Origin of the sequence: Halobellus litoreus (assembly GCF_024464595.1) — an archaeon.
Classification (GTDB): domain Archaea; phylum Halobacteriota; class Halobacteria; order Halobacteriales; family Haloferacaceae; genus Haloquadratum; species Haloquadratum litoreum.
The window spans coordinates 571,503-582,811 of the sequence record NZ_JANHAW010000002.1 but is presented as its reverse complement, the minus strand read 5'-3'; the positions used below and the strand labels follow the sequence as shown (position 1 = coordinate 582,811).

Below are 11,309 nucleotides of genomic sequence, written 5' to 3'. Positions count from 1 at the left end.
CGTCGGTCGGTCGAGAGCGGGTCGCTTAACCGCGTCCACACGTCAGCTTTCGACGTGAGCGAGCGAGACTCCCCGGACGTCGAGGAAGGCCAGCGGCGCGGCGACGTTCCGAGCGACGCCGGCTCCGAACGGCGACCGCGCGCCGGCTATGCCGGTCCCCGGCTCGTCGTCGGGCTGTACCTGATACTCGTCCTCGTCACCGCGACCGCCGGGTTCCTGATCGCCACGTTCGTCGAGGGGCTCGAACCCCCGCGCTTTCTCTTCCTCGTCCCGTTCCCCGCGACCCCGCTCGGATTCGCGGCCTACGGTGGGCTGACGCTCGCCATCGTGCTCGGGATTCCGCTCGCGCTCGTGGTCTACGTGTCGGGCCGGATCGACGACGACGCCTGACGGGCCACTCGGCTGCCCCTTGCGGCGACCCTTTTTATTCCAGGCGGCTGTAGGTTCGACGACGATGGACGTAGACGAACACGCCGAGGAGCTCGCCTCCGCCCTCGGGGTTGACAAAGCGGAGGTTCGATCCGACCTGGAGAACCTGCTGTCGTACAGTGTACCGATCGACGAAGCCAAACAGAGCATCCGCCGGAAGCACGGCGGCGACGGCGGCGACGCGACGCCGACGACGAAGGACGTCGCCGATGTCACGCCCGAGGACGGGAACGTCACCGTGACGGTTCGGGTGCTCTCGGTCGGCCAGCGATCGATTCAGTACCAGGGCGAAGAACAGGTCATCCGCGAGGGTGAGTTCGCCGACGAGACCGGGAAGATCTCCTACACGGCGTGGGAGGACTTCGGGTTCGAGCCCGGCGACTCGATCACCGTCGGTAACGCCGGCGTCCGCGAGTGGGACGGCCGGCCCGAACTGAACGTCGGTCAGTCCTCGACGGTCGCCGTCGAGACGACGCCCGTCGAGACCCCCTACGAGGTCGGCGGCGACTCGGACCTCGTTTCCCTCCGGTCTGGCGACCGCGGCCGGAACGTCGAGGTGCGCGTCCTCGAATCCGAGGAGCGCGTCATCGACGGCCGGGACGGCGAGACCACGATCCGCTCGGGCGTCGTCGCCGACGAGACCGGACGGCTGCCCTTCACCGACTGGAAGGCCCGCTCGGAACTCCGAGAGGGCCACGACTTCCGCTTCGAGGACGTCTACGTGCGGGAGTTCCGCGGCGTCCCGCAGGTGAACCTCTCGGAGTTCACGACGGTCACGCCGCTGGCCCGGGAAGTCGATGTCGACGACGAGGCCCCGCGGATGGGCATCGCCGAGGCGGTCGGTTCCGGGGGCCTCTTCGACGTCGAACTCGTCGGCAATGTCCTCGAAGTCCGCGACGGCTCCGGGCTCATCGAGCGCTGTCCGGAGTGCGGCCGCGTGCTCCAGAACGGCCAGTGTCGGAGCCACGGCGACGTCGACGGCGAGGACGATATGCGCGTGAAGGCGATCGTCGACGACGGCACCGGCACGGTGACGGCGGTGCTCGACCGCGACCTCACCGAGGAACTCTACGGCGGGACGATGGACGAGGCGATGGCGGCCGCCCGCGACGCGATGGACAAGGAGGTCGTCGCCGACGAGATCCGCGAGCGCATCGTCGGCCGTGAGTACCGCGTGCGCGGGAACCTCTCGGTCGACGACTACGGCGCGAGCGTCGAGGCGGGCGAGTTCGAGCGCTCGACTGAGGAACCGGCCGCGCGTGCGAGCGCGCTGCTCGCGGAGGTGCGGTCGTGAGCGACGCGCCCCAGGGGCGGGAGGTCGCGCGGCGCCTCTTCGCCGCCGAGTTCGACGACGCGACGCTGTCGTACTCCGAGGGTGACGACGAGCGCGCGCCGAACTACGTCGTGACGCCCACCGGCGCGCGCGTCAACCGGCTGTTCGCCGTCGGCGCGCTCACGGAGGTCGAACAGGTCAACGAGGAGATCCTCCGGGGGCGGATCGCCGACCCGACCGGCGTGTTCGTCTCCTACGCCGGGCAGTACCAACCGGACGCGATGAACTTCCTGGATCGGGCCACGCCGCCGTGTTTCGTCTCGCTGACGGGTAAGGCGCGGACGTACCAACCGGAGGACTCCGACCGCATCTTCACCTCCGTCAGGCCCGAGAGCCTCAACGAGGTCGACGCCGACACGCGCGACCGCTGGGTCGTCGCCGCCGCGGAGGCGACACTCGAACGCGTCGCGACGACCGCCGCGGCGCTGGAACTGGACGTCCGCGGCGAGGACCTGACCGCGGCGCTCGAGTCCCGCGGCGTCGAATCCGCGCTCGCGCAGGGCGTCGCGCTCGCGGTCGACCACTACGAACCGACCGAGCACTACCTCGAAGGCATCCGGGAGATGGCGGTCCAGGCGCTCGAACTCGTCGCGGGCGAGCGCGACGCCGTCGAGGCACCGACCGCCGCGCCCGACGACCCCGGCGAGCGAGAACTCGGCCCGCTGCCGGCGGTCGCCGCGGCGTCCGCGGCACCCGGGGACGCCGCCGCCGCGGTCTCGGTGGACGGCGAGGCGTCGCCTTCGGAGGCGGCCACGGGCGGGGTCACCGATAGCGACGCGGAAACGGCTTCCGCGGAGACGGCGGTCGATGCGGGTAGCGAGACGACGGCCCCAGCAGAGAGCGGGGCTGATTCCGCGGCGGACGGTTTGGACGACGTCCCGAGAGCGACATCGCCCGGCGACGCCGCGGGGGACGCTCCACCCACGGAATCCGCAGCGGAAACACCGCCTACGGACGTCGCCGCCGAGAGCGACGACGCCTCGGTGAGCGATGCGGACTCGCCGAGCGACGTCGCCTCGCAGAGCGATACCGACTCGCCGAGCGATACTGACTCGCCAAGCGTCGTCGACGAGGAGAGCGAGTCTGCCATCGAGGATTCGGCTAGCGCCGCCGAACCGACGACGTCGTCCGTCGAGGAGCCGGACTCCGGCCCCGAGGAGAGCGCCGCCGAATCGCCAAGTGAGGACCGAGACGATTCGGCGTCCGGCGGCCTCGGAGACTTCGGAACAGAGGCGGACGCCGCCTCGGCCGACGCCGGAGCGGGCATCGCCGACGACGAGATGTACGAACTCGACGAGGAGGAGCGCGCCGAGATCGAGGCCGAGTACGGCACGGAGTTCGAGACCGGCAACGAGGTCGACGAGCCCGGGGAGGCCGACATCGACGTGCCCGACGTCGACGAACTGGAGTCCGAGATCGAGACAGAGACGGATGACGGGCGCGCGCCCGGCGACGCCGGCGACGACACAGCCGTCGGCGTCGACGACGAGGCGGACGAAGCCCCGTCGGCATCGGAGGTCGAGGCGGGCGGTGACGCCTCGGCCGCGGACGTCGACCTCGAAGACGCCGCCGTCTCAGTGATGGCAGACTTGGACGACGGCGACGGGGCCGACCGCGAGGCCGTCGTCGCGAGCGTCGTCGAGGAGTACGGCGCGGACCCCGACGATGTCGAGGACGCCATCCAAGAGGCGCTGATGAGCGGGATGTGTTACGAGCCCAACGAGGGAACGCTGAAATCGATCTGAGCGTGTCGCCTCTCGACTCCGTCGGTCCTGCCCCGCTCGTCGAGCCAATCCCGGGCGAGCCCGCGGCGACCGCTCGGATCGGCGGTGAGCGGGCGCTCGTCGTCGCCGACTACCACGCCGGCATCGAGGCCGGCCTGCGCTACGAGCGCGGCGTCGAACTGGAGAGCAACGCGGCCGTCCGTCGAGTTCGGTTGCTCGGCCTCCTCGATCGGATCGCCCCGGATCGGCTCGTCGTGCTCGGGGACCTGGGCCACCGTATCGGCGGGTCGAACGACGCGGAGGCCGAGGAGCTCGACGAACTCCTCGAAGCCCTGCTCGACCGCGCCCCCGTGACGCTGGTCCGCGGCAACCACGACGTCGGCGTCCCGGCGCGGTTCGAATCGATCGACGACGACCGACTCCGGATCACCGACAGCGGCGGGAGCAGACTGGGTCGCGTCGGGTTCGTCCACGGCCACACCTGGCCCGCCCGCGAGGTCGTCGAGAGCGACGTCGTCTGCGTCGGCCACGAGCACCCCGCCGTCCGACTCGAAGACAGCGTCGGCGGCGGGCGCAAGGAACGCGCGTGGCTCCGCGGCCCGCTCCGTCCGGAGCCGTTCGCCGAGCACCTGGGAGTCGACGTCGCCGATCTCGACTGGCGCGATCCCGAAATCGTGGTCTTCCCGGCGTTCAACGATCGTTCCGGAGGGACCTGGGTCAACGTCGACGGCCAGGGCTTTCTGTCGCCGTTCCTCCCCGCCGCCCTCGTCGAGGAGGAGACGGAGGCGTTCCTCCTCGACGGGACCCGGCTGGGACCGTACCGCTCCGTCTGATCCGACGGAGCGTAGAGGCGCTGGCGCTCATCGCTCAAAGCGCGCCGACGAGGAGGCCGAGCGCGTAGAGGACCGCCCCGCCGACGGCCGCGGCGACGACGAGGTTCCACTCATCTGGGCCGCCGGCGCGGTCGGGACGCCAGAGCGCGTATCCGGCGCTGGCGACGAGGAGGACGCCGGCGGCGACGCTCGCGACCGATCCGGGACTCGCGATCCGGAGCGCTCCCGCGGCCGACGCCAGCGTGAGGACGCCGTAGGCGAGGAGGGCCGTCCAGAAGGCAGTTCGGGGAGTCACGTCTCGGCATCCGTCTCCGCGGTGAAAACGTCTCCGCCGCCATCGAGGTCGGCTGCGGCCGAAACGATCGGCCGCGGGAGTGACCGGCGTTCCCCTTTTCACTCTCTGGACGGAATCGTCCCTATGAGAACGTCGACGAAAGTGGTGCTGGCCGGTGGACTGCTCTTCGCACTCCCGCTCCCGGGTACCTTCATCACGGGCGCTCTCGTCGCGGCCGTCGGCGGCGTGCTCCGATTCCTCGGGGAGTGAGGCTTCGCTACGTGCCCGGGCCGCTGTGTTCCGGTCGTCCAGCCGCGGTCGAACGCTGCGCTTAATCCGCTCGCGCCGGTAGTCCCACCGATGTCAGAGGGCGCGTCGCGGGGGATGGACGCCTTCACCTCGCTCGGCGAGTCGGTCCGGGCGGCGCTGTCCGACCGCGGGTTCGAGACGCCGACGGAGCCGCAGCGCCGCGCTATTCCGCCGCTCGCGGCCGGAAAGAACGCCCTCGTGATCGCGCCCACCGGAACGGGCAAGACGGAGACGGCGATGCTCCCCGTGCTCGACGCCATCGTTCGCTCGGACCCCGAGGAACGCGAGGGGCTCTCGGCGCTCTACATCACCCCGTTGCGGGCGCTCAATCGGGATATGCGCCAGCGCTTGGAGTGGTGGGGCGAGGAGTTGGACGTCGAGATCGACGTCCGCCACGGCGACACGACGCAGTACCAGCGCGGCAAGCAGGCCGACGACCCGCCGGACGTCCTGGTGACGACGCCGGAGACGCTGCAGGCGATGCTGACGGGCAAGAAGTTGCGTCGCGCCCTCTCGGACGTCCGCCACGTCGTCGTCGACGAGGTCCACGAACTCGCCTCCGCGAAGCGCGGGGCACAACTGACCGTCGCTTTAGAACGACTGCGGGCGCTCTCTGGGCCGTTCCAGCGGATCGGCCTCTCGGCGACCGTCGGCTCTCCCGAAGAGGTCGGGAAGTTCCTGACGGGCGATCGGGGGTTCGAGATCGTCGAGGTCGACGTCGGCAGCGACGTCTCGTTCACGGTCACCCGTCCCGAGACCACGCCCGAGGACGAGCAGTTGGCCGGGAGACTCGCCACCGACGACGAGATCGCGAGCCACGTTCGAGTGATCCGAGACGTCGTCCGCGACCACGAATCGACGCTCGTGTTCGTCAACACGCGGCAGACCGCCGAGGCGCTGGGCTCGCGGTTCAAGACGCTCGGCGAGCCGATCGAGGTCCACCACGGCTCGCTCTCGAAGGACGTCCGAATCGACGTCGAGGACCGGTTCAAATCCGGCGATCTCGACGCGCTCGTCTGTACCTCATCGATGGAACTCGGCATCGACGTTGGCCGCGTCGACCACGTCGTCCAGTACGGCAGTCCCAGAGAGGTCTCGCGGCTCCTCCAGCGCGTCGGCAGGGCGGGGCACCGCCGCGACGAGGTCTCGCGGGGGACGCTGGTCACCTCTTCTCCCGACGACACCCTCGAAGCGCTCGCCATCGCCCGTCGCGCCGAAGCGGGAGACGTCGAACCCGCGCGGATCCACCACGCCAGCCTCGACACCGTGGCGAACCAGATCGTCGGCGTCGTGATGGACGAGGGCGAGGTGTCGGCGCGGCGGGCCTACGACCTCGTGACGGCGGCCTACCCGTTCTCGGATCTGGCGACGGAGACGTTCCGCGAGGTGGTCAGAGAACTCTCGAAGAACCGCCTCCTCTGGCTCGACGAGGAGGCCGACCGCCTGGAGAAATCGGGCGGCACCTGGCAGTACTTCTACGCCAACCTCTCGATGATCCCCGACGAGGAGACCTACGAGGTCCACGACATCTCCTCGCGGGGCCAGATCGGCACGCTCGACGAGCGCTTCGTCGTTAACTTCGCCGAACCCGGTGCAGCCTTCGTCCAGCGCGGCGAGATGTGGCGCATCAACGACATCGACGACGAGGAGGCGCGGGTGAACGTCACGCCGATCGAGGACCCCAGCGGTGAGGTCCCCTCCTGGACCGGCTCGGAGATCCCCGTCCCGGCCGCCGTCGCCAACGAGGTGGGCGAGATCCGCGACGTCGCCGCCGGGCAGTTCGAGAGCGGCGCGTCGCGGGCGGCGGTCGCCCGCGACCTCCGGGCCCGGTATCCGACCGATACGGAGACGCTCGCTTCCGCCCTGGACCCGATCGAGCGGCAGGTCGAGGCCGGCCATCCGATCCCGACGGCCGACAGGCTCGTCGTCGAGGGGCAGGCCCGGCAGGTCGTGCTCAACAGCTGTTACGGCCACCGCGTGAACGAGACGCTGGGCCGCCTGCTCGCCGCGCTCGTCGGGCAGCGCACCGGCACGTCGGTGGGAATGGAGATAAGCCCCTACCGAATCGAACTGGAGGTCTCCTCGCGGGCGTCCGCCCGCGACGTCGTCGAGGTGCTGGAGACGACCGATCCGGCCCACGTCGAGGCCGTCCTCGAACTGGCGCTCAAAAACTCCGACGCGCTGAAGTTCACGCTCGCGCAGGTCGCCGCGAAGTTCGGCGCGCTCAAGCGCTACCAGGGCCGGGAGCGCTTCGGCGCGGACCGCCTGCTCGCCGCGCTCGAAGACACGCCCGTCTACGACGAGGCCGTCCGGGAGGTCTTCCACGTCGACCTCGCGGTCGAGGCGACGGCGGACCTGCTCGACCGACTCCACGACGACGAGAGCCCCCTCTCGCTGGAGACCGCCCGGGAGCGGACCCCGATCGGCGTCGACGGCCGCTCCAGCGGCCGCGAACTGCTCGTCCCCGAGAACGCCGACGCGAGCGTGATCGAGGCGATCGAAGAGCGGATTCGGAACGACCGCGTCCGACTGCTCTGTCTGCACTGTTCGGACTGGGAGCACGAGACGAAGGTCCGCCGGGTGCGAGACCAGCCAGAGTGCCCGGAGTGCGGCGCGACCCGAATCGCCTGTCTGAACCCCTGGGACGAGGAGACGCCCGCGGCGGTCCGGGCCGACCCCGACGAGCGCGACAGCGAGGCGGAGCGCCTCGTCGAGCGCGCCTACCGCTCGGCGAGTCTCGTCCAGAGCCACGGCAAGCAGGCCGTGATCGCACTCGCCGGGCGCGGCGTCGGGCCGCAGACCGCGGCTCGGATCATCGGCAAACTCCGGGAGGACGAGGCCGACTTCTACCGCGACATCCTCGAACAGGAGCGGCAGTACGCGCGGACGCAGTCGTTCTGGGACTGAGGTTCGATCGCCCCGCCTAAGACTCACCTGACGGCCCGACCGCCTCCAGCGCAGCTTCGAAATCATCTCTGGAGACGACGACCTCGCCGGCGTGCTCGTTGGCCGTCTCTCCCTCGTAGGCCGCCGCGACGCGTTCGATCGCGCGCATCGACGCCTCGCGGACGACGGCGGCGACGTCCGCGCCCGAGTAGCCCTCGGTGGCCGCGGCGAGTTCGTCGCGGTCGACGTCGTCGGCCAGCGGCTTGCCGTCCAGGTGGACGTCGAGTATCTCGCGTCGGGCCGCCTCGTCCGGCGCGGGGACCTCGACGTGGGACTCCAAGCGCCCGGGTCGCAGGAGGGCTGGATCGAGCGCTGCCTTCCGATTCGTCGCCGCGAGGACGACGAGGTTCGGGTGGTCGGCCAGCCGATCGAGTTCGGTCAGGAGTTGTGAGACCACCCGCTCGCCGACGCCGGAGTCGCCGCTCGCCGCGTCGCGGTTCGTCGCGACCGCGTCGATCTCGTCGAAGAAGACGATCGCCGGGGCGGCCTGTCTCGCGCGCTCGAACACCTCTCGTACCGCCTTCTCCGACTCGCCCACGTAGCGGTCCAGCAGTTCGGGGCCGGCGACCTGCACGAAGTTGACGCCGCTCTCGCCGGCGATGGCGCGAGCCAGGAGCGTCTTGCCGGTCCCCGGCGGGCCGTGGAGGAGGACGCCCGTGGGCGGGTCCGCCTTCGCTGCGTCGAACAGCGGTCCGTACGTCAGCGGCCACGTCACCGCGCGTTCGAGCGTCCGCTTCGCGTCGTCGAGGCCGCCGACGTCGTCGAACGTCGTCGTCGGCGACTCCGCGACGTACTCCCGCATCGCCGAGGGTTCGACCGCGGCCATCGCGGCCTCGAAGTCCGCACGGGTCACCTCCAGCCCGGTGATCGGAGCCGCGGCGTCCGCTCGGCGGCCCCGGCGGAGCGCGATCATCGCCGCCTCGGTCGTCAGCGATTCGAGGTCCGCGCCGACGAAGCCGTGCGTCCGCGCGGCCAGTCGGTCCACGTCGACGTCGTCGGCGAGGGGCATCCGTCGCGTGTGGACGTCGAGGATCTCCCGCCGGCCCTGCTCGTTGGGGACGCCGATCTCGATCTCGCGGTCGAAGCGGCCGCCGCGGCGCAGCGCGGGATCGAGCGTGTCGACGCGGTTTGTCGCGCCGATGACGACGACGTCGCCGCGGGCGTCGAGGCCGTCCATCAGCGAGAGCAACTGCCCGACGACGCGGTTCTCGACGTCGCCGCCGTCGTCGCGCTTGCTCGCGATCGAGTCGATCTCGTCGAAGAAGACGATCGCCGGCGCGTTCTCGCGGGCGTCGGTGAACTTCTCCCTGAGTTTCTCCTCGGACTCGCCCTTGTACTTCGACATGATCTCCGGCCCGGAGACGTCGACGAACGTCGCGTCGACCTCGTTGGCGACGGCCTTCGCGATGAGCGTCTTCCCGGTCCCGGGCGGCCCGTGCAGGAGCACGCCCTTCGGCGGGTCGATCCCGAGGTGGGCGAACACCTCCGGCTCCGAGAGCGGCAGTTCGATCATCTCCCTGACGAGGTCGAGTTCCTCGTCGAGGCCGCCGATATCCTCGTAGGTGACCGACACGCCGCTGTCGGCGGTCGCGACGCCGCCCGCGCCACCGCTTCGACCGCCGCGACCGCCCGCTCCGCCACCGTCGCCGTCGCTGGGTCCCCGGCCGCCGCCGGAGCCGCGAACGCCCTCCGAGATGGAGGTGACGACGCGGCTCAACCGCCCCTCGCGGCTCAGTCGGAGTTCCGTCTCCTCGGTGACGCGGACCATCCCCTCCGGCGACGTCTCCGAGACGACGAACGGGTCGTCGCTCAGCGTCTCGAAGTGGATCTGGCCGCCGGGCTTGATCGGCCGGTCGCGGATCGCCCGCTTGATCAGTTCGACCGCCCGGTCGTCGTCCGCGAAGGCCACGTCGTCGGGCATCGACAGCGTCACCGAGTCGGCGTCGTCGACGTCGACCTTCCGGACGCTGACGGTCGCGCCGATCTTCGCCCCGGCGTTCGTCCGCGTGTCGGCGTCGACGAGGACGACGTCGGTCGGCACGTCGCCGCCGGCCGGCCACACCTTCGCGACGGTCTCTCTCTCGCCCGCCACGACGACGGTGTCGCCGCTGAGGACGCCCAGTCGCCGTCGCGCCGGTTCGGGGAGCCGCGCGATCCCTCGCCCGGCGTCCCGCTTTTCCGCCCCCCGAACGGTCAGTTCGAGGGTGTCGTCCGCGCTCATACCCCCGCTTCGGTTCGACCGCTCTTTTGTCTTGCCCGCCTGTCCCCGGACGACGCCGGTCGAATCGGGCCCGCACGCCTCTGGGGGGAAGCGTTTTGAGTCGTGACAACGTGTCTCACGATATGGTGTCGACCGTCGAGCGGGACGGAGGGACGTGGTACCAGTGTGACGAGTGCGGACTGTTGCTCGACGACGAGCGGGACGCGAAGGCCCACGAGGAGAACTGCGACGCCGAGGATCCGTCGTACCTCCAGTGAGGAGCGGGCGGTCGTCGACGGCGTCGAGCCTGTTCGCGTGGTCCAGATCTATGCGGGGGTCACTGTAGCAGGAGCCACCCGGCGACCGCGACGGCGCCCGCGACGACCGCCGCGACGACGAGTGCCAAGAGAAGTTCGTCGACGACGGCGATCACGCCGCCGCCGACGACCACTGCCACGAGGGCCAGCGCGAGGAACGTGACTGCTTCCGGCGATTTGCGCCAGCCGTCGGCGACGACGTCCCCGAGCGAGTCGAGTCCGAGGGCGTCTCTCTGCCCTTCCGACGCTGACTGGGGGCGTGATCCGCTCTGCGACGCACTGACCTCCGACTCCATCGAGGCGTCGGCGGGACCGGCGTCCCGGTCGACGCTGCTCCCGTGATCGGCACCGCCGTCGTCGTTCCGGACCGTCGGAGACGGCCGGTTCGCCGTCCCCGTCCCACCGGTCGTCGCCCTCCCGTCGTTCACCGCTGTTCTGCCGATCGTCCCCGCCCCGCCGGTCGCGGCCTCCTGATCCGCCTCGCCGGTCCGATCTGCCGTCGCCGTCTCACCGCTCCGCGAGTCGTTCGCACCCGGTGAGCGACGCGCCGCATCGCTCCCTGAACCACTCCCCGAATCCTTTCGCCGGTTCCCTCCGGAGGCGGCCCGCCGGTTCGACTTCGGAACGACCGTCAGACTCACGTACGCCTCCTCCGCGCCGTATCCGGAGACGATCTTGAGTCGACCCCTGCGGGAATCACGGTTCGGGAGGACGCCGACCGGAACCCGCTTCGTCGCGCCCTCCTCGACGTAGTGATTCACGTCGTCGAGCCGTGAGACGCGCGAGAGGTCGTCGTCGAGGTGGAGGTGGACGTGGACCGCACCGCCCGCGTTGTGGAGTTCGATGTGGAACGGCCCCTCAGCGGTGAACGCGTCGGGGGCGTCGATGGCGTGAACGGCCTCGCGGTTCAGTTCCACCCGGAGCGATTCTGACACGTCGATGAC

The 11,309-nt window shown here is 70.6% G+C and carries 10 protein-coding genes; 7 read left to right on the top strand and 3 right to left on the bottom strand.

Going from position 1 to position 11,309, the window contains the following annotated elements; translation table 11 throughout:
• Nucleotides 1-54: 54 nt before the first annotated feature.
• From NO360_RS19085 to NO360_RS10435, 4 genes are all read left to right on the top strand, one after another.
• Entirely contained in the window at nt 55-390 is a 336-nt protein-coding gene (locus NO360_RS19085) for a DUF7520 family protein (RefSeq protein ID WP_425601425.1), read from the top strand.
• Nucleotides 391-454: 64 nt separating this feature from the next.
• The gene (locus NO360_RS10445; RefSeq protein WP_256307749.1) at nt 455-1,723 is read left to right on the top strand and encodes a Single-stranded DNA binding protein; all 1,269 of its coding nucleotides are present in this window, start codon (nt 455-457) and stop codon (nt 1,721-1,723) included.
• A complete protein-coding gene (locus NO360_RS10440; RefSeq protein ID WP_256307748.1) occupies nt 1,720-3,507 on the top strand; it encodes a hypothetical protein in 1,788 nt (595 codons plus the stop codon). Before NO360_RS10445 ends, NO360_RS10440 begins: the two co-directional genes overlap by 4 nt.
• A gap of 2 nt (nt 3,508-3,509) precedes the next feature.
• Nucleotides 3,510-4,319, top strand: coding sequence for a metallophosphoesterase (locus NO360_RS10435; protein ID WP_256307747.1), 810 nt, complete (start codon nt 3,510-3,512; stop codon nt 4,317-4,319).
• Between the two features lie 34 nt (nt 4,320-4,353).
• Here NO360_RS10435 and NO360_RS10430 read toward each other — a convergent pair whose 3' ends face one another.
• Nucleotides 4,354-4,614, bottom strand: a complete 261-nt coding sequence (locus NO360_RS10430) for a hypothetical protein (protein WP_256307746.1) — start codon at nt 4,612-4,614, stop codon at nt 4,354-4,356.
• Nucleotides 4,615-4,737: 123 nt separating this feature from the next.
• On the opposite strand from NO360_RS10430, the gene NO360_RS10425 reads away from it, so the two are divergent.
• Nucleotides 4,738-4,863, top strand: coding sequence for a hypothetical protein (locus NO360_RS10425; protein ID WP_256307745.1), 126 nt, complete (start codon nt 4,738-4,740; stop codon nt 4,861-4,863).
• Nucleotides 4,864-4,953: 90 nt separating this feature from the next.
• The gene (locus NO360_RS10420; RefSeq protein WP_256307744.1) at nt 4,954-7,809 is read left to right on the top strand and encodes a DEAD/DEAH box helicase; all 2,856 of its coding nucleotides are present in this window, start codon (nt 4,954-4,956) and stop codon (nt 7,807-7,809) included.
• Nucleotides 7,810-7,825: 16 nt separating this feature from the next.
• Here the strand turns inward: NO360_RS10420 and NO360_RS10415 are convergent, their stop codons facing one another.
• Nucleotides 7,826-10,069: an AAA family ATPase gene (locus tag NO360_RS10415; RefSeq protein ID WP_256307743.1), complete on the bottom strand. Its 2,244-nt coding sequence runs from the start codon at nt 10,067-10,069 to the stop codon at nt 7,826-7,828.
• 122 nt (nt 10,070-10,191) lie between these two features.
• On the opposite strand from NO360_RS10415, the gene NO360_RS10410 reads away from it, so the two are divergent.
• The gene (locus NO360_RS10410; protein ID WP_256307742.1) at nt 10,192-10,326 is read left to right on the top strand and encodes a DUF7128 family protein; all 135 of its coding nucleotides are present in this window, start codon (nt 10,192-10,194) and stop codon (nt 10,324-10,326) included.
• A 59-nt stretch (nt 10,327-10,385) separates the two neighbouring features.
• On the opposite strand, the gene NO360_RS10405 is transcribed toward NO360_RS10410, so the two are convergent.
• Complete coding sequence (locus NO360_RS10405; RefSeq protein WP_256307741.1) at nt 10,386-11,300, bottom strand: DUF7524 family protein; 915 nt, start codon at nt 11,298-11,300, stop codon at nt 10,386-10,388.
• Nucleotides 11,301-11,309 lie beyond the last annotated feature (9 nt).